The sequence below is a fragment of the Streptococcus mitis genome (genome assembly GCF_026782895.1).
GTDB classification, from domain to species: Bacteria; Bacillota; Bacilli; order Lactobacillales; family Streptococcaceae; genus Streptococcus; species Streptococcus mitis_CB.
The window spans coordinates 119,471-142,282 of record NZ_JAKUXJ010000004.1 but is presented as its reverse complement, the minus strand read 5'-3'; the positions used below and the strand labels follow the sequence as shown (position 1 = coordinate 142,282).

22 protein-coding genes, 1 pseudogene and 1 other annotated feature are annotated in these 22,812 nt (G+C 38.3%); of the genes and pseudogenes, 1 reads left to right on the top strand and 22 read right to left on the bottom strand.

Translation table 11 applies throughout. The features are described from left to right. Position 1 precedes the first annotated feature (1 nt). The 6 genes from MK480_RS04825 to MK480_RS04800 form a co-directional block, all read right to left on the bottom strand. Positions 2-484 carry a VanZ family protein gene (locus MK480_RS04825; RefSeq protein ID WP_000976729.1) on the bottom strand — a complete coding sequence of 161 codons (483 nt, stop codon included), beginning with the start codon at positions 482-484 and terminating at the stop codon, positions 2-4. Further along, positions 484-1,569, bottom strand: coding sequence for a dual-specificity RNA methyltransferase RlmN (gene rlmN / locus MK480_RS04820; protein ID WP_000804766.1), 1,086 nt, complete (start codon positions 1,567-1,569; stop codon positions 484-486). Before rlmN ends, MK480_RS04825 begins: the two co-directional genes overlap by 1 nt. A 20-nt stretch (positions 1,570-1,589) precedes the next feature. Continuing rightward, positions 1,590-2,120 (bottom strand): YutD family protein, encoded by a 531-nt coding sequence (locus MK480_RS04815; protein ID WP_001224347.1) that lies wholly within the window; start codon positions 2,118-2,120, stop codon positions 1,590-1,592. Between the two features lie 161 nt (positions 2,121-2,281). After that, positions 2,282-2,887 (bottom strand): superoxide dismutase SodA, encoded by a 606-nt coding sequence (sodA, locus tag MK480_RS04810; protein WP_020903212.1) that lies wholly within the window; start codon positions 2,885-2,887, stop codon positions 2,282-2,284. 414 nt (positions 2,888-3,301) lie between these two features. Then, complete coding sequence (holA, locus tag MK480_RS04805) at positions 3,302-4,339, bottom strand: DNA polymerase III subunit delta (RefSeq protein ID WP_268707264.1); 1,038 nt, start codon at positions 4,337-4,339, stop codon at positions 3,302-3,304. A 32-nt stretch (positions 4,340-4,371) separates the two neighbouring features. Continuing rightward, complete coding sequence (locus MK480_RS04800; RefSeq protein WP_268707263.1) at positions 4,372-5,307, bottom strand: dihydroorotate oxidase; 936 nt, start codon at positions 5,305-5,307, stop codon at positions 4,372-4,374. A 228-nt stretch (positions 5,308-5,535) separates the two neighbouring features. Here MK480_RS04800 and gdhA point away from each other — a divergent pair, with 228 nt between their 5' ends. Continuing rightward, positions 5,536-6,882, top strand: coding sequence for an NADP-specific glutamate dehydrogenase (gdhA, locus tag MK480_RS04795; protein ID WP_004259670.1), 1,347 nt, complete (start codon positions 5,536-5,538; stop codon positions 6,880-6,882). Positions 6,883-7,095: 213 nt separating this feature from the next. On the opposite strand, the gene MK480_RS04790 is transcribed toward gdhA, so the two are convergent. From MK480_RS04790 to MK480_RS04715, 16 genes and pseudogenes are all read right to left on the bottom strand, one after another. After that, a complete protein-coding gene (locus MK480_RS04790) occupies positions 7,096-7,758 on the bottom strand; it encodes a NisI/SpaI family lantibiotic immunity lipoprotein (protein WP_084926487.1) in 663 nt (220 codons plus the stop codon). Positions 7,759-7,920: 162 nt separating this feature from the next. Continuing rightward, positions 7,921-8,583 (bottom strand): ABC-2 family transporter permease, encoded by a 663-nt coding sequence (locus MK480_RS04785; protein WP_261011198.1) that lies wholly within the window; start codon positions 8,581-8,583, stop codon positions 7,921-7,923. Then, positions 8,561-9,301 carry a lantibiotic immunity ABC transporter MutE/EpiE family permease subunit gene (locus MK480_RS04780; protein WP_000590350.1) on the bottom strand — a complete coding sequence of 247 codons (741 nt, stop codon included), beginning with the start codon at positions 9,299-9,301 and terminating at the stop codon, positions 8,561-8,563. Before MK480_RS04780 ends, MK480_RS04785 begins: the two co-directional genes overlap by 23 nt. Further along, on the bottom strand, positions 9,298-9,984 hold the full coding sequence (locus MK480_RS04775; RefSeq protein WP_261011197.1) for an ABC transporter ATP-binding protein: 687 nt from the start codon (positions 9,982-9,984) through the stop codon (positions 9,298-9,300). Before MK480_RS04775 ends, MK480_RS04780 begins: the two co-directional genes overlap by 4 nt. Positions 9,985-10,155: 171 nt before the next feature. After that, positions 10,156-11,499 carry a sensor histidine kinase gene (locus tag MK480_RS04770; RefSeq protein WP_261011196.1) on the bottom strand — a complete coding sequence of 448 codons (1,344 nt, stop codon included), beginning with the start codon at positions 11,497-11,499 and terminating at the stop codon, positions 10,156-10,158. Continuing rightward, a complete protein-coding gene (locus MK480_RS04765; RefSeq protein WP_049500923.1) occupies positions 11,492-12,175 on the bottom strand; it encodes a response regulator transcription factor in 684 nt (227 codons plus the stop codon). The genes MK480_RS04770 and MK480_RS04765 overlap by 8 nt, the downstream gene beginning before the upstream one ends. Positions 12,176-12,786: 611 nt before the next feature. Beyond that, positions 12,787-12,864: pseudogene (locus MK480_RS04760) on the bottom strand (replication initiator protein A); the annotation flags it as partial. Between the two features lie 38 nt (positions 12,865-12,902). Next, complete coding sequence (locus MK480_RS04755) at positions 12,903-13,034, bottom strand: hypothetical protein (protein ID WP_080976406.1); 132 nt, start codon at positions 13,032-13,034, stop codon at positions 12,903-12,905. Positions 13,035-13,235: 201 nt separating this feature from the next. Continuing rightward, a complete protein-coding gene (gene rplL, locus MK480_RS04750; RefSeq protein ID WP_001196965.1) occupies positions 13,236-13,604 on the bottom strand; it encodes a 50S ribosomal protein L7/L12 in 369 nt (122 codons plus the stop codon). A 72-nt stretch (positions 13,605-13,676) separates the two neighbouring features. Beyond that, a complete protein-coding gene (gene rplJ, locus MK480_RS04745; protein ID WP_001287277.1) occupies positions 13,677-14,177 on the bottom strand; it encodes a 50S ribosomal protein L10 in 501 nt (166 codons plus the stop codon). A 38-nt stretch (positions 14,178-14,215) separates the two neighbouring features. Next, positions 14,216-14,351, bottom strand: a sequence feature (ribosomal protein L10 leader region). A 76-nt stretch (positions 14,352-14,427) separates the two neighbouring features. After that, positions 14,428-15,687, bottom strand: a complete 1,260-nt coding sequence (locus tag MK480_RS04740; RefSeq protein WP_084923938.1) for a TRZ/ATZ family protein — start codon at positions 15,685-15,687, stop codon at positions 14,428-14,430. Positions 15,688-15,991: 304 nt separating this feature from the next. After that, entirely contained in the window at positions 15,992-17,740 is a 1,749-nt protein-coding gene (locus tag MK480_RS04735) for an ABC transporter ATP-binding protein (RefSeq protein ID WP_261805282.1), read from the bottom strand. Between the two features lies 1 nt (position 17,741). After that, positions 17,742-19,466: an ABC transporter ATP-binding protein gene (locus MK480_RS04730; protein WP_261086873.1), complete on the bottom strand. Its 1,725-nt coding sequence runs from the start codon at positions 19,464-19,466 to the stop codon at positions 17,742-17,744. 60 nt (positions 19,467-19,526) lie between these two features. Beyond that, the gene (msrB, locus tag MK480_RS04725; protein ID WP_268707262.1) at positions 19,527-20,465 is read right to left on the bottom strand and encodes a peptide-methionine (R)-S-oxide reductase MsrB; all 939 of its coding nucleotides are present in this window, start codon (positions 20,463-20,465) and stop codon (positions 19,527-19,529) included. A gap of 98 nt (positions 20,466-20,563) precedes the next feature. After that, positions 20,564-21,433, bottom strand: coding sequence for a homoserine kinase (gene thrB, locus MK480_RS04720; RefSeq protein WP_049493385.1), 870 nt, complete (start codon positions 21,431-21,433; stop codon positions 20,564-20,566). Between the two features lies 1 nt (position 21,434). Then, positions 21,435-22,721: a homoserine dehydrogenase gene (locus tag MK480_RS04715; protein WP_223330280.1), complete on the bottom strand. Its 1,287-nt coding sequence runs from the start codon at positions 22,719-22,721 to the stop codon at positions 21,435-21,437. Positions 22,722-22,812 lie beyond the last annotated feature (91 nt).

The following is a 22,812-nucleotide window of genomic DNA, read 5'->3' as shown; positions in this document are numbered from 1 at the left end:
TTTAATTCCTTATCTTGTTTTTATGTAATTGTTTATAGAGAAGCCAAGCCAGATAGCCACCCAAGGTATTGGTCCACAAATCATCAATCTCAAAGACGCGATTAAAATCAAAGAAAAAATCTAAGACTAACTGCGTACACTCAATTCCTAGGCTTATAAGAAAACTGAAAAAGATCACTTTTCTTGTCTTACGCAAATTTGGAAGGAGATAAAGGAGTTGGAAAATCAGAGGAAAAAGTAAGAAGACATTGAGGATATTTTGTAGAAAAAGCCAACATAATTGTCCTATGTCACTCACCTCACCCAGTTTCCAGAGAGAATTGAAAGGAGTCAAAAGAAAAACCAGGCGTCCAAGATGCTGAATACCTGGAGTTTCCACCCCCACGGGAGAATGTTCTTGAGGAGTAAAGCAAAAGTAAACGATACAAATACTATAGAAAATGACTCCCCAGACCAAAATACGATTATAAGTCTTCTTCATCATTAAGGATTGACTGCTGCGACTGCTTTCTGGCGGTCACGTTTCATTGTATTAGAACGCAATTGTCCACAAGCTGCATCAATATCAGTACCATGCTCTTGACGAACCACACAGTTAACCCCTTTTTTCTTAAGCGTATCATAAAAGGCCAGGACGCGCTCTTTAGGACTACGGCTATATTGGTCATGCTCACTAACTGGGTTATAAGGAATCAAGTTTACATAAGACAATTTCTTGATATTCTTGAGCAATTCAGCCAATTCTAAGGCTTGTTCTACACCATCATTGACTTCATTGAGCATGATATACTCAAAGGTCACACGACGATTGGTTGTTTCAATGTAGTACTCAATAGCAGCAAAGAGTTTTTCAATCGGAAAGGCACGGTTAATCTTCATGATACTTGAGCGCAGTTCATTATTAGGTGCATGAAGGGAAACGGCAAGATTGACCTGAACACCTTCATTAGCAAAATCACGAATTTTATGGGCCAAACCTGAGGTTGAAACCGTAATGTGACGAGCACCGATGGCCATTCCCTTGTCATCATTGATAGTACGAACGAAATTCAAGACATTGTTGTAGTTATCAAAGGGTTCACCAATCCCCATGACAACGATATGGCTGACGCGTTCGTCCTGACCACGCTCATCAAAGTATTTCTGAACCAGCATGATTTGCGCTACGATTTCACCGTTATTGAGGTCACGTTGTTTCTTAATCAAACCAGAAGCACAGAAGGTACAACCGATATTACAGCCGACCTGAGTGGTCACACAGACTGACAAACCATAGTGTTGACGCATGAGTACTGTCTCAATTAACATACCATCCGGCAATTCAAAAAGATATTTAACGGTACCATCAGCAGACTCTTGAACGATACGCTGTTTCAAGGGATTGACCACAAATTGTTCATTGAGTTTAGCAATCAAATCCTTGGAAAGGTTGGTCATCTCTTCAAATGACTGGACACGTTTACGGTAAAGCCATTCCCAGATTTGATCTGCACGGAATTTCTTTTCTCCCTGCTCCAAAACCCATTCCTGCATGGTTTGACGTGTTAAACTATAAATTGACGGTTTCATTTCTTCTCCTTATTCTCTACTCACTTCTGACGAATGACAAAATGACGTTGCCCCTTGTCCTCTTTCTGAGAATGCTGGTCTTTCTGACGACGTCTATTTTTCTTATCTGCATTCGGTTTTCGTTTGGTTTGAGTCGGTTTCTTTCCTTTTCTAGAAGGCTGTTCTTCTTCCTTCTTACGCATTTTCTTGTCAAATGATGCTCGCTTAGGGGCTTCATTTGATAAGACAAAATAGGCACAACCATAACTACAATACTCTAAAAGGTAGTCTTGTAAACGACTGATTTTTTCAAGTTTTTCTTCTGTTCGATCATCCTTGTAAAAACCTCGTAGGCGAAGCTGTTCGTTGCTCCAGTCTCCCACGATATAATCAAACTTGGTTAAGACTTCTGAAAAACGCTGATTAAAAGCCGTCACATCAAAGGCATCCTTGATATTTTCCACCAAGGAAAAAGCTATCCCTTCCGTTTCAACCTTGTCCCCATGTAAATGGAACTCAGGACCAGGAAACTTGTTATAGTTGTATAATTCAGGTGCAATTTCTTTTCGCATAGATATCCTTTTTCCACGATTACTTAATACTTTATTCTACCATAATTTCTAGCAGTTAGCACGTTTCTCATAAAAATGAAAAAAGTCTGACGATTTTGTCAGACCAAAATAATATAACCTTAAAAAGAGAAGAACAATTCTTCCCTCCATATATCATATCATTATTTAGCAGCTGCGTACAATTCATCTACTTTGTTCCAGTTGATCACTGAGAAGAAAGCTTTGATGTAGTCAGGACGCACGTTGCGGTATTTCACGTAGTAAGCATGTTCCCAAACGTCCAAGCCCAAGATTGGTTTTTTACCTTCTGAGATTGGTGTGTCTTGGTTTGCTGTTGAAGTCACTTCAAGTTTACCTTCTTTGTTGACAACCAACCATGCCCAGCCAGAACCAAAACGAGTTGTTGCTGCTGCAGTGAAGGCTGCTTGGAAGTCTTCAAATGAACCAAATGTTGCATCGATTGCTGCTGCAAGTTCTGCTGAAGGAGCTGTTTTCTCAGGAGTCATCAATTCCCAGAAAAGAGCGTGGTTCAAGTGTCCACCACCATTATTGATAAGTGCCTGACGGATATCAGCTGGGATAGATTCTACATCAGCAAGCAAGGCTTCAAGATCTTCGCCGATTTCAGGGTGTTTTTCAAGAGCTGCATTAGCATTGTTGACATAAGTTTGATGGTGTTTGTCATGGTGCAAATGCATTGTTTCCGCATCGATGTATGGTTCCAAAGCGTCGTATGCATATGGAAGATCTGGTAAGATAATAGCCATCTGTAATACCTCTTTTTCTTTCTATATGAAAATGATAACGTAAACATTCACTTTTTTCAAGTTTTTTGCTTATAGATAAGGAAATCACTGAGATACTTTCTAATCATACTCTTCGAAAATCTCTTCAAACCACGTCAACGTCACCTTGCCGTAGATATGTTACTGACTTCGTCAGTCTTATCTACAACCTCAAAACAGTGTTTTGAGCTGACTTCGTCAGTTTCATCCGCAACCTCAAAAACATGTTTTGAGCTGACTTCGTCAGTTTCATCCGCAACCTCAAAGCAGTGCTTTGAGCAACCTGCGGCTAGTTTCCTAGTTTGCTCTTTGATTTTCATTGAGTATAAAACAAGCAAATCAGCAAGAAACCCACGACAAAATAATATTGACGCGGGTTGTAGTTTCAAAAAAATATCAATTTACCTGACTAGCAATCTGTAGGAGTGCCTTTTCAAAAAGGAAACCTTTTTCATAAAGACCTGTCTTAATCTGATAGTCTGTCTCAATCAAATAAGAAATAGCTTGCTTCAGAAAGCTCAAGGAAAGTCCTCGCGAATCTCTTAATGCAAACTTGATTTGATAGGGATTGGGAGTCCGTCCCAGATAACTACCTAAACTACTTGCAATCTGCGCTTCTGTTTGGCCAGACTCCGACAAAATTTTCACCTGAGTAAAAGTTCGAAATTGTCCTAACATGACAGCTATGAGCTTAATTTCGTCTTCCCCTTGCAAGGTCAAATCTCTAACCAAGTCGCGCGCCTGGTCCATCTTTTTAGTCAGAATAAACTGAGTTAAATCAAAAATATTGTCCTGTAAGGTCTTGGGAATGGCATTGACAATATCCTCTTCCTCGATAACAGAATCCGCCTTATAGGACTGTAAAAAGAGCAGATTTTTCTGGATTTCGCTAAATTGAAAACCAGACTTGACGAGGAGATTTTCAAAGGATTGCCCCACAAACTGCAGACCTTGTTCCTGGCTCCATTTTTGGAAATACTGGCGCAATTCTTGTTCTTTGGCTTCTACTGCATCAAAAACCTTGGCATCACGCTTAAGTAATTTGACCAACCGTCTTTTGCTATCCAGTTTTCCTTCCGCAAAGATCAACAACTTGGTTGTTGGCGAAGGGTTATCAAGGTATTCCTCAAACGACTTGAGCTCATCATCTGTTAAAAAGCGTTTCTTGGCTGTTGTGATATCGACAAAATGGTCTAATATCACGATTTTCTCATCCGCAAAGAAAGGGAGACTGACCAACTCCAGTTCCACATCCTTGTAAGCTACTTCTTTCATATCAAAGTAGGCAAAGTTAAGGTCAGCAGAATCATAACCAATCTGTTTCAATACTTGACTCTTCATAACTTCAAACTGACCCTGATCTGTCCCTGTAAAAAGGCTCAGGCTCGGTAAATTTGATAAAGTCAACTTCTGACTTTCTTCAATGGCTAGCATCTTCTCTCCTTTCTTCTAACTTTTTAGTTCATTTAATCAATATAGTGCAATTTCCCACGGAAATCTTCTAGGCTTTCGTACCCTTTTTCCTCCATGATTGCTTTCAGTTCATTAGTAATACGATCAAAAGCACCAACTCCTTCTTTGTGAAGGGTGGTTCCCACCTGCACCATACTTGCTCCACAGAGGATATGTTCAAAGGCATCACGACCAGTCAAAACGCCACCGGTTCCGATGATTTGGATTTGAGGATTTAAGCGTTGATAAAAGGCATGAACATTAGCTAGAGCAGTTGGTTTGATATACTCACCACCAATGCCACCGAAACCATTTTTAGGACGAATAACGACAGACTCATCTTCTATATAAAGGCCGTTTCCGATAGAGTTGACGCAGTTGACAAACTTAAGAGGATACTTATTGAAAATAGCTGCCGCTTGGTCAAAGTGAACAATGTCAAAATATGGTGGCAATTTAATTCCAAGAGGTTTGGTGAAGTAGGCAAACACCTCTGCCAAAATCCGGTCTGTTGTCTCAAAATCATAGGCAATCTGAGGTTTTCCTGGAACATTTGGACAGGAGAGGTTTAGCTCAGTCAGACCACGAAAATCACTCTCTTGGACTTTTTTCAAAATAGTATGGGTTTCCTCTGGAGACATGCCAACTAGAGATAAAAAGAAAGTTCGGTTTGGCTCTTTTTCCTGCAAGTCCAAAAGATAGTCCAAATAATAGTCTAAACCATTATTTGGCAAGCCCATAGAGTTGATAGAACCAAGTGGAACATCTTGGTAGCGTGGCTCAGGATTTCCCTGACGAAAGTCCAAGGTTGCTGTCTTAGTGACAAAGGTTCCTGCCGCTGAGTTTTTAACCCCTTCTAACTCCTCTATCGTCATACAAGCCACACCTGCTGCATTCATCAAACAATTGTCAAACTCAAAGCCAGCTATTTGTGTTTTCGTTGATACCATGATTCTAATCCTCCAGATTCCTTTTATTGCTAATATTATATCACATTTTCAGATTTTCTCTTTGAGAAAGATATTTACAAGAAAAAGGTTCGTTTTTATCTATTTTCAAAAAGTCTCAAAACTAAATTGATAGAATTTTTAGAAAATTTTTGTTTTTCTCTTTACAGTTAAAAAATTTTCTGCTATAATGACTCATGTAATAAAATATAACAACAAAAGGAGAACGATATGACATCTGCTAAAGAATATATCCAAAGCGTGTTTGAAACTGTAAAAGCTCGTAACGGGCACGAGGCTGAATTCCTCCAAGCTGTCGAAGAATTTTTCAACACTTTGGAACCTGTATTTGAAAAACACCCTGAGTATATAGAAGAAAATATCTTGGCACGTATTACTGAACCAGAGCGCGTGATTTCTTTCCGTGTTCCTTGGGTTGACCGTGATGGAAAAGTTCAAGTAAACCGTGGCTACCGTGTTCAATTCAACTCAGCTGTTGGACCATACAAAGGCGGACTTCGTTTCCACCCAACTGTAAACCAAGGGATTTTGAAATTCCTCGGATTTGAACAAATCTTTAAAAACGTCTTGACTGGACTCCCTATCGGTGGAGGTAAAGGTGGATCAGACTTCGATCCTAAAGGTAAAACAGATGCTGAAGTGATGCGCTTCTGCCAAAGCTTCATGACTGAACTGCAAAAATACATCGGCCCATCACTTGATGTACCTGCTGGTGATATCGGTGTTGGTGGACGTGAGATTGGTTACCTTTACGGTCAATACAAACGCCTTAACCAATTTGATGCTGGTGTCTTGACTGGTAAGCCTCTTGGATTTGGTGGTAGCTTGATTCGTCCAGAAGCAACTGGTTACGGTTTGGTTTACTACACTGAAGAAATGCTCAAAGCTAACGGTAATAGCTTTGCTGGTAAGAAAGTTGTTATTTCAGGTTCTGGTAACGTTGCTCAATACGCTCTTCAAAAAGCGACTGAACTTGGTGCAACTGTTATCTCTGTATCTGATTCAAATGGTTATGTCATCGATGAAAATGGTATCGACTTCGATCTTTTGGTTGACGTTAAAGAAAAACGTCGCGCTCGTTTGACTGAGTATGCAGCTGAGAAAGCAACTGCTACTTATCATGAAGGTTCTGTATGGACTTATGCTGGAAACTATGACATCGCTCTTCCATGTGCGACTCAAAACGAAATCAACGGTGAAGCAGCTAAACGTTTGGTTGCTCAAGGAGTTATCTGTGTCTCTGAAGGTGCCAACATGCCGAGCGACCTTGATGCTATCAAAATCTACAAAGAAAATGGTATCTTCTACGGACCTGCAAAAGCTGCCAACGCTGGTGGTGTAGCCGTTTCAGCTCTTGAAATGAGCCAAAATAGCCTTCGCCTCTCATGGACTCGTGAAGAAGTTGACGGACGTCTCAAAGATATCATGACAAACATCTTCAACACAGCTAAAACAACTTCAGAAACATACGGTCTTGATAAAGACTACCTTGCAGGAGCTAACATTGCTGCCTTTGAAAATGTAGCAAACGCTATGATTGCACAAGGTATTGTTTAAGACTCATTTGCTCAATCCTCAATCGCTCCGATTGGGGATTTTTATGTTGAATTAAAAAGTTGAAAAATTACTTACTCGCCCCCTTTTTTGCCCCTTCTTGAACAAAAAGAAAAACCACTACTCCTAAGAATAGCGGTTTAATCATGTTTTTAAGCTACTAATGTAGTCGCTCTATTATTTGGCGTTTTTTCTTTTAAAGACTTTTTGCCCAGTTTAACTTCTTAAGAAAGCCAAATGATATTCTCCATTCAATTTAACTGCTACTTTCTCATGGATAGACTGATTTTTTAAAGAACAAATTTCTCCATATTTCCAACTTTCATGCTCCCCTGATAATCTAGTGACAGACTTCACTTGATTATCTAAGTTAGCAACTGTAGCACTAAGCTCTTCTTTTGGAATAATTTCTTCAGTAATTGTAAATGATTGTTCCCCTATCTTCAACTCTCTGGCTTCTTGCTCATTGATAGCAAATCCTCCTACTAAGTGAACATAAAATAAGTCAGAAACTTTTAGGAGTTCTTCTTTAGAAATATTATCAAGTAGTCTACATTTATAGAAAGTACTATCAATTTTTATGGCAAATTCTCTACTCTTGGTCTGATATAAGTCACCAATCTCCAACAAATCATTCTTTATTTCATTATTGGAATCATCGTAAGATATTTCATAAGTATCATCATGATTGCTTACTTTACTTTCAATATCTTCATATGAAATTAATTGATTAGTTACACCATAATGCTCTCCTTTATAATCAAATCGATTATAACTTGAGTCGAGAAATTTAACATCATACTTCTCATATGTGCATCCAGTCAATCCAAGTAAACTTAAGAAAAAAATTACGGAAAGATAGATCTTTTTGAATTTCATAGTTCTCCTCCTAATTTTCTATAGTTAAATTATCAAAAATCAATAACGCCTCTCTCCAATATGTCTTTACAGATTTATTTTGGTTATAAAGTAAAGTCAAAACAATTCCCAAATTTCCATCCAAAAATTTAACACTCCATTCATTTCCATCAGAATATATAATTAAACACCTTTTCTGCTTACAACTACTAAATTAGCAACAAACAATAATACAACATAAAAAGTTAAAGCTAATAAATAGTTTGTGCTTCTAAAATTATTTTCTAAAATTATATTAACTGGTAAAATTACTGGAATCCAAAAAATATTAAGAAAAACTTTATTTGTTGCAAATAATATAAATAAACTTTCTACAACAGCAATAAGTAAATTGCCACCTTTCACAATAAACAATGTCAATAGCATGTGGAAATGATTTAGCAATATTAGTAATAACCAACTAACTATTCCTACGTAAAAATAATATGAAAAGTGTTCTAACTCTATACCTACAACTACCCATAAAGGAATAGTAAGTAAAGATAATAGTAAATCTAACACAAAAATTTTCGCTCCCCATATACTGGCTGTATTTCTCGAGCCTTTAATATTCTGATAATTATTAGCATTGATTTCTTGTTCAGATACTAATAAAGTGATTATCGTAGTTATCATACAATAGCCTAACATGGGTAAAAAGATAATATTTTCCAATACAATTGTGTTATTTACAGATAATATGTAAATTGGAATTGTCAATAGTTGTATAGTAGACAAAATCAAAATAATGTATAGTTGATACGAACCTTTAAATTTAATCATTTCACTTTTTAGCAATTGGATCATTACTTAACCTCCAATTTAACATTAACAAAGAAACAATAAATAGAATCAATGATAGAAATACGGTAAATACTACCATTTTAACGTCTGTTACATGATTTGTTAAATCTAAATCTCCTGACGGTTTTATATACATAAGACTATAAGCAATTTTATAATGATATGTAAAAGGAAAGAAGAACCAAAAGCTACTTTGAGCGATAAAAGGTGCAACCAAAAAACAAATCAAGGAGTTAATAGATACTAAGATATAGGGGTTGATCCGTTTCGAAAATAGATACAAGAGTGGCAATACCCATATGGATGTTATCGAAATAAGTACTAAACAAATTAAGTCACCAATTATATTCAATGATATTAAGTCGCCATACAAAAAATTACTTGTAAATAATAATATAGCTAAAAACCATACGTTCGAAATGAGTAAATCTTTTAATTTTAAAAGTATCTTTACGATATATATTTTTATGCTATCATTTCGAAAGTATATATTCTGGAAGTTTCCTGCAGCTTCTTCTGCTTTATAATCATATAAAAATAACAATCCAATAAGCGTGTACAAAAAGACGGCTTCCCACCAATATATTGAAAAACTTTCTAGAATACTCGGTCCAACAAGTAATACAGCTATTAAAATCGACAATCCAGGAGCTATTATCAAGAATTTTTTGGATGTATTTTTTCGCTGTTTTAACCATTCTGATTTAAATATTTTTATCATATTGCGTCACCTCCATGAACAATTCTTATAAATAAAGATTCTAAATCATCACTTTGAACATTCGAACCATCGTAAAAAATTTGACCATCATGTAAAATAACAATTTTATCTGCCACTTTACTAACTTCATACAGTTGATGGCTAGATAAAAGAATTGTCATTCCTGATTTCTTTAAAGAAATCATTAAATTCAATAATTCCTTTATACCATCTGGATCTAATCCATTGGTAGGTTCATCCAAAATGAGCAAATCTGGACTAGTAATTATTGCCATGCCTAATCCCAAACGTTGTTTCATACCTAAAGAAAAGCTCCCTGCTTTTTTCTTTCCCGTATTAGATAACCCAATCAAGTTTAATACTTCATTAATTCGTTCGTCAGAAATGTCATATAACAATGCTCTTGTTTTTAAATTATCAAAAGCAGTTAAGTTCATATAGATAGCAGGAGTTTCAATAAGCGCTCCAATCTCATATATGCCCGCATTTTTTCCCCCATTAAAAATAACCTCACCACTGTCAGCGTTTTCAAGACCAAAAATAATCTTCATAATTGTTGATTTTCCTGCACCATTGATACCTAATAATCCACAAATACTTCCCTCTTTTATTTCAAAAGAAATATTTTTCAGCACTTCTCTATCCTTATATGATTTTCTAAGTTTTTGAACTTGTATATTCATAACTATAATTCCTCCTTGTTTTATACTTGTATGTTACACTTTATTTTTCAAAATTTGTTCAGACTTTTCAATTTTAAAAAATAAAAAAATAGATATTCCTCAATTTAGAAGATTATCTATTTTTATATACATAACTATTATGTGGAAGGTATCTAATATATCCCTATAGAATTATTTTTTAATAAGCAACGTCACTTGAGCACCACCTCTATCTGGATTTGATAAAAACAATTCTCCAAAATGTCTAGTTGCAACTTGTTTAGCAAATGCTAACCCTAAACCATAGTGCTTATTATTCCTACCTTTATTCTCAGTATAAAATAACTTATCTGCATTTAATAAGGACTGTTCAGTAAAAGGGAGACCATTGTTCCACACTCCAAAATTAATATACTCTGTTTCCTCAATGATAGTAAGAGTAACTTTTTTTTCTCCAGAACTATATCTTGCTGCATTTGCTAAAATATTAATTAATGCCCTATTTAAATTAAAACGATTTCCCTTAAAAAACATTAATTTTGTAGTATTAATAATTTTGAAATCAACCTTTGCATTATTCATTACAGATTTCGCCTCTACTGACAGATCACTTAAAAAATCAGGTAAATATATCTGTTCCCCATAATCTTTATCTTCAATTAGTAATCTTGAATAATCAATCATTGAACTAAAGTATCTTTCAAAAATCACTATACTGTTATTCATTGACTGAGTATATTCCTTCTGTTGATCAGTCAGGTTAGTTAATTCAAGCAACTCTAAATTTCCCTTTAGTACTGTTAAAGGAGTTTTTACATCATGAGCTAATGCACCAACTTGAAAAGATAAATCTTCCTTCTCCCTTCTCTCTGATTTGAGTAAATTAGTTAACTCGTCGTCCTTTTGATATAATACAGAGAGAATTTCATCGAACTCTTGTATTTGAGCGGGAATGTTTTTTTCTTTAAATGTTAACTGCCCCATGTTTAAAGCTTTTTTTTGTATAAGTAGAAAATTTTTTGAAAATTCTTTTATTAATCTTGTAAGTGACCAAATGAGTAAAATCGTTTCGAAAACGAAGAAAAATAAATAAGAAAATAGATTAAATGAAATGTGACGCAAATTCGGATTAACAAACTCAGGTATCATGGGTTGCCTGACAGTAAGTACAATCTCTGAATTAGCATAATACCCATAATACACCTCACTATTACTTACAGATTCATTTTTAGCAAAAACTTCTCGATAGGCAGGCAAATCCTTTTTTTGATAATTACCCTCTTCAATTGTACCTGTCTTGCGATTAAATACAACATAGTCAAATATAGAGTTATTCATTGCTTGAACTACATCACTTAAATTGCTGGTATCACTCACTGAAATTTCAATTTTAGAGTCGTATACATTTAATTGTCCTGTAAAAACAAGTAAATAAGTAAATATAAAAAATAAAAGTATACTCAGTAACGTACCTGTTACTAGTTCTAAAACAGTCCTTATTATACGTCCTCTAATTGTACTATTCTTCTTAATCATGCCACTTGTATCCCATACCTCTAACTGTTTTTATAGGATTAATTCCATAGGATGAGAATTTTAATCTTATTTGATAGATATACTCAGATATTGAACGAAAGAGGGTTTCAGCATCATCATCATAAACGTTTTCATATATATCTTGTACAGTAAAAATTTTTCTTGGATTGCTAGATAATAGCTCTATGATATCATATTCCCTACTTGTAAAGGCAAGACTATCTCCATTAATACAAACAATTTTTTCTTGTAAATAAATCGTTATTGGAGATAATTCTCGAACAATTTGATTACTTAATTCACCTTGTTTGTATCGTTCTTCTCGTTTGAGATTTGCAGCAACTTTAGCAATTAATTGATTGATGCTGAAAGGTTTTGTAATATAGTCATCTCCTCCTAAATTCAATCCTGATACTATATCTTCTTCGGTATCTTTTGCACTAACAAAAATAATAGGGGAGCTTACTTTATTTCTAATCTGCTTACAAATTTGCATACCATCTATATTGGGCATCATTACATCTAATAAAATCAAATCAAATCCTTTGAAATTATTAATATTGATTGGTGCAGTCACTTCTTGATACGTCGTTACCTGATAGTTTTTCATCTCTAAAATAGTTCGCATCAATTTCAAAATTTCAAAATCGTCATCTACAACTAATATCTTATACATTCTATCACCTCAAAAAATTTTAGAGAACTACCTGCAATGCTCCGTATTTCTGACAAAGAATAGTCTCAATACATCAGTTTGTAATGTAAATTAAATTTTTAGAAACTAGTATAAATCTATTTTACACTATCTTGAACAAAATTCGTAATATTTAATAATATAATTTGAGTGCCATCAATATCATTTCTTATCCAGCAGAAATAACCATAACTTTCCCATCTATATGTGAATAATCCTCCCCCTTAAGTTCTCCAACGTAATGTTTCAATGCTTCTTGATTATTTTAATCTAGACCCTCATCACCTACTGAAGCAACAATTATTGAACCTTGACATTTGAGATTGTATCAGAGAAAATTCAGATTTTATTCAGAGAAAAAATCATCTTTACACTACTAGTGAAATTCAAATTTAAGAAAGAATCAATTTCTAAAATTTTTCATGTCCTAAAAAAACGGAATACGTTTTGAACTTGTTCAGATTATTTTCTATCCCTTCTTCCACTTATGCCCAGCCCAGCCTGCCAAGACAAGTAAAGCAAGGTTAAAAATGATAAAGAAATGTGACCTTTTCAACTTTTCTTTTCAAGATAGGTTGAGTATTCCTATCCTCCTCATTCTCAAAAAGAATTTTAGGTAATTTATAATACCGTTCTGAAGTTTGGTATTGATTTGCGGTAATTCGTTTCATAGCGCCCCTCCAAGTTCTTTGAGTATTAAATCTCCACTTTATTCCAATCGAACCAAGCCACTTTTTTCTAATTCAGCCATACGAGAGATGGCTTCAACAATATCAATTCTCATTTCACGTACTAAAAATGAAATGACAATATAGCGTGATGATTGTAATTCTTTTGTCATTTTCCCTCCTGAAAATAAAAAAAGGAGAACAATATTCAACTGTTCTCCACGATAAATTTGTTAAAAAGAAAAACCCTGCCAAATTAATTTTTGGTAGGGTTTTTGGTAGGAAACTAAATTAATTTATCAGTTTCTAAAATGTGTTCACGATTCTAAAAGGCTGATACTATAGTATCCCGAATTCTAATTGGTATATGCCTCTTATTTAAGAGTAACTGAAGCTCCAGCTTCTTCCAATTTAGCTTTGATTTCTTCAGCTTCTGCAGTTGCAACGCCTTCTTTAACAAGTGCTGGTGCACCGTCAACAAGTTCTTTAGCTTCTTTAAGTCCAAGACCTGTGATTTCACGTACAACTTTGATAACGCCAACTTTTTTGTCGCCTGCAGATGTCAATTCAACGTCGAATGAATCTTTAGCAGCACCAGCGTCAGCAGCACCAGCTGCAGCAACAGCTACAGGAGCAGCTGCAGTTACACCAAATTCTTCTTCGATAGCTTTTACAAGGTCGTTCAATTCAAGGATTGAAGCTTCTTTAATTTCAGCAATAATGTTTTCAATGTTCAATGCCATTGTTATTTCCTCCAAATATGTTTTAAATTTATAATAGATTTTCGTAGCTAGGCTACGCTGCGTAGCTTAAGATTAAGCTGCGTCTTCTTTGTTGTCTGCAACCGCTTTGACTGCAAGAGCAACGTTGCGCACTGGCGCTTGAAGTACAGAAAGGAGCATAGAAAGAAGTCCTTCGCGGTTTGGAAGAGTTGCAAGAGCAAGAATCTCTTCTTTAGATGCGACAGCGCCTTCGATTGCACCACCTTTGATTTCAAGTGCTTCAGCGTTTTTAGAAAAGTCGTTCAAGATTTTCGCTGGTGCGATAACATCTTCGTTAGAAAATGCTACTGCAGATGGTCCAACAAATACAGATGCAAGATCTTCAAGACCAGCTTTTTCAGCTGCACGACGCAAGATTGAGTTTTTAATCACTTTATACTCAACTTCGCTTCCACGAAGCTCACGACGAAGAACTGTATCTTGCTCAACTGTCAAACCACGAGCGTCTACAACGACGATAGATGCAGCAGCTTTCATTTTCTCAGCTACTACGTCAACTAGTTCCGCTTTTTTAGCAATAATTGCTTCACTCATTAGTGTGTTCACCTCCGTTATTATTTTGCTTGGGGAATTTTTCCAAAAGAAAAACGCGCCCAAACCTAGACACGAAAGTACAATACGCTTCTTTTTACATGATACGTTTTGTCCTCGGTAGGATACTTATGAGTCGAGCTCCCCTACTGTCTTAGGCAGTTTTTTCAAACCGTATATAAGTATAGCATAGTCAAAAAAAGAATGCAAGATTTTTGCAAACTTTTTTTAAAATTTTTTCGTGATTTTTCTTTTAAAGTTCTACTGTCAGGACTTGACCTTGCTTAACAATCTGTTCTCCAGCGATATAAACATCATCAACGTCGCTGGATTTGACTGCATAGACTAGGTGAGAGAGCATATTTTCTTGGGGTTGAAGATGGATTTTCCCTTGTGGTTGGATGACCAGAAAATCTGCTTGCTTGCCAACTTCCAGACTTCCTATTTCATTTTCCATTCCAAGAACCTTAGCACCTTCTATCGTTAGAGCTTTGAGGGCTGTGGCGATTGGAAACTGGCTGGCATCTCCACTCTTCATTTTCTGTAAGAGAGCTGCTGTTCGTCCTTCCTCAAACATATCAAGGTTGTTGTTGGAAGCAACTGAATCTGTCGCAATTCCCACAGCCACTCCTGCTTTTTGGAGTTGGATGATTGGAGCGATTCCTGAGGCCAGTTTGAGGTTACTGATAGGATTGTGAGCGATAGCCACTTGAGAAGTTGCCAAACGTTCAATTTCTCGATCGTTTAATTCGACCCCGTGAGCAAAGACAGATGGATGATCTAAGTAACCCAGTTCTTCTAAAAAGGCTAGAGGACGTTTGCCGTATCGTTTTAGGATAATTCCTGACTCCTCCTTGGTCTCCGCAACATGGATATGGATAGGAATATTCAACTCTTTTGCCATATCTAAGCTTTCTGCCAGCAAGTCTCTACTACAGCTGTAAGGAGAATGTGGTGCTACCATAACCTTGAAATTTGGATTTTCATATCCTAAAATTTCCTCAATAATTGCTCGAGTTCTTGCAATGGTCTCAGCAGTTGTTTCTGCCCCTGAAGAAAAGAGGGTCGGCGAGAAATAACAACGCATCTTGGAATCTTTCACTGCCTGATAAATCCGTTCAATATCCACACCATTGGGATTATACATATCATTAAAGGTTGTTGTTCCTGACTGGAGCATCTCTGTCAGAGCTTCTTTGACCGCCTTGGTAGTCATGTCAGGAGTAAATCCTGCTTCTGCAGGCCAGATATAGTCATTGAGCCATTCATGGAGATTGCTATCATCTCGAATTCCTCTCAATCCTGTCATAGCAGAATGGGTGTGACAATTGACCAAACCAGGCATAATCCAGGCTCCCTGATAGTCTATAATCTGCTCAGCTTGCTCTAAAATCTCTGACTGCTCTTGACCAACATAGACGATTTGAGAATCCTTAACGGCTAAGATTCCATCTAGATAAACATGGAAATCTTTGTCACAAGTCACGATATTTACATGCTGATAGACTTTCATTCTAGGCTCCTTTTCTAAAAGACAATTTATACTCAAATTCAAACCACTTCAGATTCACCTTGCCGTAGATATATGATTACTGACTTCGTCAGTCTTATCTACAACCTCAAAACAGTGTTTTGAGCTGACTTCGTCAGCCTTATCTACAACCTCAAAGTAGTGCTTTGAGCAACCTGCGACTAACTTCCTAGTTTGTTCTTTGATTTTCATTGAGTATTACAGTGAATAATTTTTCTAGCTATTGTAACAAAAAAGTCACCCAAAGGCAACTTTTTTATCTATAAGAATTCGAAATTAGAATGGCTTATTCAGAGCTAAAAGCTGTAGCTTGCTGCATTTGGTAATACTTGCCCTTTCGAGCCATGAGTTTCTGATGGTTCCCATACTCAACAATATCACCATCCACTAAGACTAGAATCATATCCGCATCCTGAATGGTTGACAAGCGGTGGGCAATGATAAAGCTTGTACGCCCCTTCATGAGTTTTGCAAAGGCATCCTGAACCAGCACTTCTGTCCGCGTATCGATGGATGAAGTTGCTTCGTCTAAGATAAGAATCTTGGGAATAGCCAGAAAGACTCGGGCAATAGTCAAAAGCTGGGCCTGACCGACAGAGAGAGATTCACCTGCATTTTCCAGTTTGGTATCGTATCCCTGTGGCAACTGTTGGATGAAAAAGTCTGCATTGGCTGCTTTGGCAGCAGCAATCACCTGCTCCCGACTGGCTTCAGGGTTACCAAAGGCAATATTGTCATGAATAGTCCCTTGCTTAAGCCAGGTTTCTTGGAGCACCATTCCAAACTGTTGTCGTAAAGAGGCACGACTATAGTCATAAATGGATTTCCCGTCTAGCAAGATATCTCCCAAGTTAATAGGATAAAAACGCATGAGGAGATTGATAAGAGTTGATTTGCCAGCACCTGTCGGACCAACGATAGCCACCTTGCTACCAGCTGGAATATCAATAGATAAATCCTTAATCAAAATCTTTTCAGGATGGTAACCAAAAGAGACATGTTTAAAGGAAATAGCTCCTTTAACTTGGTCACTGGTCAAGACTTCCTTACCAGTTTCAGCCAGCTCAGTGCTATCTAAGACAGCATAGACACGCTCTGCGCAAGCAAGAGCACTTTGCAATTCGGCTAGAACTGAGGAAATATCGTTAAAGGGCTTAGTGTACTGTTGGACATAATTCAAAAAAGTCACTAAACGCCCGATAGTCAAGGTAGAGCCTATCATGATACGATAAGCTCCCACTCCAGCTAGAAGCGCATAAATGAGCGCATTTACAAAGCGAGTTGAAGGATTAACTGTTGAAGAATAAAAGATAGCTGACTGAGAATAACCTGCATAATTGGCATTAGCCTCGTGCAGCCTTTGGATAAACTCTTCCTGAGCATTAAAGGACTGGATAATGGTCTGCTGGTTCAACGATTCTTCAATTAATTGTGTCTGAATCCCCCTCGTCTCTGTTTGCTTCTGGAAGAGATGATAGGATCTCTTGGCAATAAAACGTGAAATTACCATAGACAGTGGCGTCAACAGCAAGACTAAGAGAGTCATGAGGAGATGAATCTGAAGCATGGCTAGAATACTAACAAAAATCATCAAGACACCAATGAAAAATTGGTTAAAAATCATGGTCAAGCCAGCTGCCAACTGTTCGATGTCCGTGGTTACACGACTGACCATTTCTCCACTTCCTTGTCGATCCACAAAGGCAATCGGTAAACGATGGAGCTTATGGATGATTCGCTCTCGCAAGTCTCTGGTATAAGAAAAGATTAGGCGATTATAGAGGAGAGGATTGACCCACTGCACAAGGGTATTTCCTATGACCACCAAGATCATTTGGAGAAAAATCTGCCAAAAAACTGATGAAGAACCAGCCACCATGGCTTGGTCAATGACCTGCCCAATCAAGATAGGAAGATAAATTGATAAGGCAACCTGGGCAATAGTTCCTAGAAAGGCTAGGAAAAGGAGGAAGGGATGACTTGCTAAATCTTTTGCCAAACGTTTGAGCGTCTGGTTTGCAGTTTGTCGTCTCATACTAGTCCTCCTTACCATGTTGGGATGCATTGATTTCGCGATAAACTTGACTGGATTTCATCAAGTCCTCGTGATTGCCGATAGCTAGGAGCTCACCTTTTTCCAAGAGGAGAATCTGGTCTGCCATCTGAAGCGTCGAAGTCCGTTGAGAAATCAAAATTAAGCTCGTATTTGGCAAATTTTCTCGGATAGCTTTCAAGAGCTTGGACTCGGTAATGGTGTCAAGAGCCGAAGTCGCATCATCTAGGATGAGAAACGGACCCTGCCGCAAGACTGCTCGTGCGATAGACAGCCTTTGTTTTTGACCGCCCGAGAAATTTCGCCCTCCTGCCTCAACTAGAGCATCCAAGAGTCCTTCCTTATCACTGACAAAATCCTTGGCTTGTGCAATTTCCAAGGCCTGCCAAAGCTCTTGGTCAGTTACTTCTTGATGTAAACCTAGAGTCAAGTTGGAACGAATGCTTCCCTTAAAGAGCTCGACTTTTTGAGGCACATAGGCAATCCAAGACCGCCACTCCTCTAAATTACTAGGACTACGTCCATCTCGATAAAGGTCAATGCTCCCCTTGTCTGCTGGATAAAGTCCAAGGATGAGTTGCACCAAACTTGATTTACCAGAACCCGTTCCCCCAATGATACCAAGGATTTGCCCTTGCTTCATATCAAAGGAAATGTCTCTCAGAGAAGGCTGGGCCGCATCAGGATAGGTAAAGGTCAGTTCTTGAACTTGTAAAACCTGATCACTGGTAGCTTGCTTTTGTTCTAATTCTGAATGGATGTCTTCTGGAGCTTCGGCAAAGACTTCCTCAATTCGCTTAGCTGAGATATAGGACTGGTTGAGAGAATTTATCAGCATGGCTAGCTTGACCAATTCCACCAAAATCTGTAAGAGATAGTTGATAAGGGCAATGAGAGCACCTTGACTGAGCAATCCTCCTTGAATAGAAATATAGCCTTGCCATATAATAACGAGGAGAGTTCCATTTACAATCAGATAGGTCAGGGGTGTTAATAAACTGGACCAGAAACCTGTCTTTTCTTGTAATCTAGCATAGACTTGGTTAAGAGTTTGAAAAATCTGTAACTCTCGTTTTTCTTGTCCAAAAGCACGAATAACTCGCATTCCTTGTAATTGCTGACGTGTTTCCTGAACCAGTTGATCCGTTTTCTTTCTCAGACTGCTGTAGAGAGGATTAACCAGTCTAGAGAGCCCTACAATAACAATGGTCAAAATGACAACCATGACCAAGAACCAAAGAGTCAGCTCAGCTGAGATTCGATAGGCCATAAAAATGGCTCCAAAAACGATAATAGGCGCTCGTAAAAAGAGACGCAGGAATTGATTGATACCAGTCTGAATCTGGTAGGTATCCGAAATCAAGCGAGTGACCAAGCTAGAAGTGGTCAAACGATCTCTGCTGTCCTTGGGCAAGGAAAGAATATGGCGATAGAGGTCACCTGTCAATTCTTTGGCAAATCCAACCGCAGCCTTAGCTGAGTAGAACTGGGCTATTAAGGCTACTACCACACCAATCACTGCAAAGATAAGGAGCAACCCAATCTGCATCCAGAGATGTCCTTGATTTCTCTGGGGCAAGGATTGGTCAACAATCCCAGCAATCACCATGGGAACCAAGAGCTCAAACACAGCTTCTAGTAACTTGAACAAGGGGGCTAAAATGGATTCCTTGATGTAGGGTTTAAAGTAAGATAATAGGTGTTTCATAAATCCCTTCTATTCGTATTCTGGAAATGAAGAAAGTGGGAAGCACCCACCCTCTCTGTTTTATTTGTTTAAGTATGGCAGTAGATAGCCATATCCTGCTTTTTCCATCTCATCCTTGGCCACAAAGCGCAAGGAAGCAGAATTGATACAGTAACGGAGGCCACCAAACTCACGCGGTCCATCTGTGAAAACATGGCCCAAGTGAGCATTCCCCGACCGAGAACGAACCTCAATTCGCTCCATTCCATGGCTGAGATCCTTGTAATAATGAATCAATTCCTTGGAAATCGGACGGCTAAAACTTGGCCAACCACAACCTGAGGCAAACTTATCCTTGGCAAAAAAGAGTGGCTCACCTGTCGTAATATCTACATAAATTCCCTCTTCAAAGGTTTGGTCATAGGCATTGGTAAATGGAGCCTCTGTGGCAGCTTCTTGGGTAACACGATAGGATTCTTCAGATAAACTGCCCTTTAACACATCTTGACTAGGCTTTTCATAGTTTGCTGCATCAATCAATGGCTTCTCAGCATCGGTCACATCGATATGACAGTAACCTGAAGGATTCTTCTTAAGATAGTCTTGGTGGTAATCTTCAGCAAGAATGTAGTGGCGAAGTTTCTCCACCTCTACTGCAATCTTTCGACCAAGCATGCGCTCCTGCTCCTGCACCACTGTGTAGATAGCAGGTAGGTCTGATTCATCCTGATAATAGATCCCAGTTCGATATTGGCGACCACGGTCATTCCCTTGTTGATTGATTGACAAGGGATCGATGACTCGGAAATAATAAAGTAAAATCTCTCTAAGTGACACTGCATTCTCATCATAAATCACTTGAACCGTTTCTGCATGGTCTGTTTCTTTGAGCAACTGATAATTGGTCGTTTCGACTTGTCCATTAGCGTAGCCGACACTGGTTGCTAGCACCCCAGAAATACGTGAAAAATACTCCTCTAGGCCCCAAAAACAACCAGCTGCTAGATAAATTTCTGCCATCTTTATTTCTCCTTTATCAAGTTTTTAACTCGAATTCTTTTCAAAAAAAGGATAGGAAGCCCTCTGGTCGAGAGTTTCCCCATCCTATCTTCTATTCTTTATTTTGCTTCGACACGGACACCTTGGGTATCAACCTTCAAGTCATGAAGCTTTCCTTTGAAGGGTTGCTTTTCCAATTCTGCCTTAATCGTTGGCATCTTGTCATGAGAAGCCAAAACCATAACTGTCGGCCCAGCACCAGAGAGGTAGGTTGCATAGGCACCATTTTCTTTGGCTACTTGCTTAATCGTCGCAAATTCTCTCACCAAGTCCTGACGATAGCGCTCGTGGAAGAGGTCTCCCTCGATTGCTTGCCCAGCAGTCACCATGTCTCCTGCCAACAAGGCCGCAACCGCAACATTGGCGATAGAACTAGCTGCAACAGCTTCCTTATAGGACAATTTCTTAGGCAAGACACCACGGCTGTCTCGAGTACGCAATTCATAGTTTGGAATGTAGGCTAGGAAATTACACTCTGGGAAGTCTGCTACGATAGCAGAAACTTGTCCATCAACAGAGCTTGCAATAACGAGATTACCATAAATTGCTGGAGCCACATTGTCAGGATGGCCTTCAATCTTAGTCGCTAACTGCAATTTTTCATGGTCTGATAAGTTGAGCTGACCCAGTTGGTTGGCTAGTTCAATCCCAGCAACAATAACCGAGCTGGAAGAACCCAAACCACGCGCCAAGGGAACATCACTGGTCATTTTCAAGCGTCTTGGTTGCAAGTCTGGTACAATTTGCAAAGCAATTTTGAGCAAGAGATTGCGCTCGTCATGTGGAATCCATTTGCCAATCTGGTGTTCAATCAGCCACTCATCTCGTTCTTCACAGACCTCTATTTGAAGATACTTGGTTACAGCTACACCGACCGAGTCAAAACCTGGCCCAATATTGGCACTGGTTGCAGGTACAATAATTTTCATCTTATTCTCCTAGCACCTTGAAGGTATTCAAGAGGTCAAATTCTGAAACCTTCTTCAATTCAGCTGAGACATTTTCAAGCTGGGCTTTATTAATCTTGTGTGTGATGATCACGACACGCGCCTTGTCCCCCTCTTTGCCATCTTGGAGAATTTGCTTGAAGGAAATATCTTGAGCATTGAAGATTTCAGCCAATTTCAAGACCTGACCTTTTGAGTCTGGAGCCAAGATTGAGAAGTAGTAATTAGCTTTGACATCCTCAGGATTTGCCAAGACCAAGTCACGGCTATATTCGTTGAAGTCTTTGCCAATGGTTCCATCATTCAGGCGACGAACGATACGGACAATATCCGCCACAACACTTGTTGCAGTTGGTTTTTGACCAGCACCTGGTCCGTAGTACATAGACTCACCGATACCGATAGATTCTACAAAGACAGCGTTCATTACCCCATTTACACTGGCAAGTGGATGCGCTTTAGGAAGGAAGGTTGGAGTCACTTCTGCAGCAATTCCTGAAGAAGTTTCCTCGATAGAACCAACCAATTTCACTACATAACCAAGGTCTTGGGCTACAGCTACGTCTTCTGGTGTGATATTGCGAATCCCCTTGTGGGCTACATCATCAAAAGCAACCTTCATACCAAAGGCAAATTGGCTCAAAATAACCATCTTGTAGGCTGCATCAATCCCATCTACATCATTTGTCGGGTCGCTTTCTGCAAAACCAAGTCTCTGCGCTTCCGCAAGAGCATCATCGTAAGACCAGCCTTCTTCCACCATCTTGGTCATCATGAAGTTAGAAGTTCCGTTGACTACTCCAAGCACGCGCGTGATTTTATCAGAAGCCAACGAATTTGCTAAAGTACGAAGAATTGGAATACCACCAGCTACTGCTGCTTCGTAATAAAGTGCTACCTTATTAGCTTTAGCGATTTCTAACAATTCTGCTCCATGGACAGCCAAAAGGTCCTTGTTAGCAGTAACAACGTGTTTCCCAGCTTCCAAGGCACGAGTGATAAAGGTCTTAGCAGGTTCGATACGACCCATTAATTCCACTACGATGGTAATGTCTTGGTCTGACAAAATGTCATCCACATTGGTTACAAAGTTAAAGTCATTCCCTGCAGCAAGCAAGCAGTTCTTTTCATCTTCATCCTTGACCAATACCTTAGCAACTTCAATATCTGAATGTGCTGATTGATTGATTTTTTCTCCATTTTCCTTTAGGAGGAAAGGCACACCACTTGCAACGGTACCAAATCCTAGTAAAGCAATTTTAACTGTCATGTTTATCTCCTCGAAATTTTCTAATATAGCCATTATAACAGAATTTTGTGAAAATTCCTATTATAGTAAATCACTATTTCAGTCTAGAAAA

Bases quoted from the DNA above. Each gene is read 5' to 3' on its own strand.
- MK480_RS04780 (WP_000590350.1), bottom strand. From the start codon at position 9,301: ATGATAAAAATATTTAAATCAGAATGGTTAAAACAGCGAAAAAATACA.
- MK480_RS04815 (WP_001224347.1), bottom strand. From the start codon at position 2,120: ATGCGAAAAGAAATTGCACCTGAATTATACAACTATAACAAGTTTCCT.
- MK480_RS04755 (WP_080976406.1), bottom strand. From the start codon at position 13,034: ATGACAAAAGAATTACAATCATCACGCTATATTGTCATTTCATTTTTA.
- rplJ (WP_001287277.1), bottom strand. From the start codon at position 14,177: ATGAGTGAAGCAATTATTGCTAAAAAAGCGGAACTAGTTGACGTAGTA.
- MK480_RS04730 (WP_261086873.1), bottom strand. From the start codon at position 19,466: ATGAAACACCTATTATCTTACTTTAAACCCTACATCAAGGAATCCATT.
- MK480_RS04785 (WP_261011198.1), bottom strand. From the start codon at position 8,583: ATGATCCAATTGCTAAAAAGTGAAATGATTAAATTTAAAGGTTCGTAT.
- rplL (WP_001196965.1), bottom strand. From the start codon at position 13,604: ATGGCATTGAACATTGAAAACATTATTGCTGAAATTAAAGAAGCTTCA.
- MK480_RS04770 (WP_261011196.1), bottom strand. From the start codon at position 11,499: ATGATTAAGAAGAATAGTACAATTAGAGGACGTATAATAAGGACTGTT.
- MK480_RS04715 (WP_223330280.1), bottom strand. From the start codon at position 22,721: ATGACAGTTAAAATTGCTTTACTAGGATTTGGTACCGTTGCAAGTGGT.
- MK480_RS04765 (WP_049500923.1), bottom strand. From the start codon at position 12,175: ATGTATAAGATATTAGTTGTAGATGACGATTTTGAAATTTTGAAATTG.
- msrB (WP_268707262.1), bottom strand. From the start codon at position 20,465: ATGGCAGAAATTTATCTAGCAGCTGGTTGTTTTTGGGGCCTAGAGGAG.
- holA (WP_268707264.1), bottom strand. From the start codon at position 4,339: ATGCTAGCCATTGAAGAAAGTCAGAAGTTGACTTTATCAAATTTACCG.
- MK480_RS04790 (WP_084926487.1), bottom strand. From the start codon at position 7,758: ATGAAATTCAAAAAGATCTATCTTTCCGTAATTTTTTTCTTAAGTTTA.
- rlmN (WP_000804766.1), bottom strand. From the start codon at position 1,569: ATGAAACCGTCAATTTATAGTTTAACACGTCAAACCATGCAGGAATGG.
- MK480_RS04800 (WP_268707263.1), bottom strand. From the start codon at position 5,307: ATGGTATCAACGAAAACACAAATAGCTGGCTTTGAGTTTGACAATTGT.
- MK480_RS04825 (WP_000976729.1), bottom strand. From the start codon at position 484: ATGATGAAGAAGACTTATAATCGTATTTTGGTCTGGGGAGTCATTTTC.
- MK480_RS04740 (WP_084923938.1), bottom strand. From the start codon at position 15,687: ATGAAAGTCTATCAGCATGTAAATATCGTGACTTGTGACAAAGATTTC.
- MK480_RS04735 (WP_261805282.1), bottom strand. From the start codon at position 17,740: ATGAGACGACAAACTGCAAACCAGACGCTCAAACGTTTGGCAAAAGAT.
- sodA (WP_020903212.1), bottom strand. From the start codon at position 2,887: ATGGCTATTATCTTACCAGATCTTCCATATGCATACGACGCTTTGGAA.
- gdhA (WP_004259670.1), top strand. From the start codon at position 5,536: ATGACATCTGCTAAAGAATATATCCAAAGCGTGTTTGAAACTGTAAAA.
- MK480_RS04775 (WP_261011197.1), bottom strand. From the start codon at position 9,984: ATGAATATACAAGTTCAAAAACTTAGAAAATCATATAAGGATAGAGAA.
- thrB (WP_049493385.1), bottom strand. From the start codon at position 21,433: ATGAAAATTATTGTACCTGCAACCAGTGCCAATATTGGGCCAGGTTTT.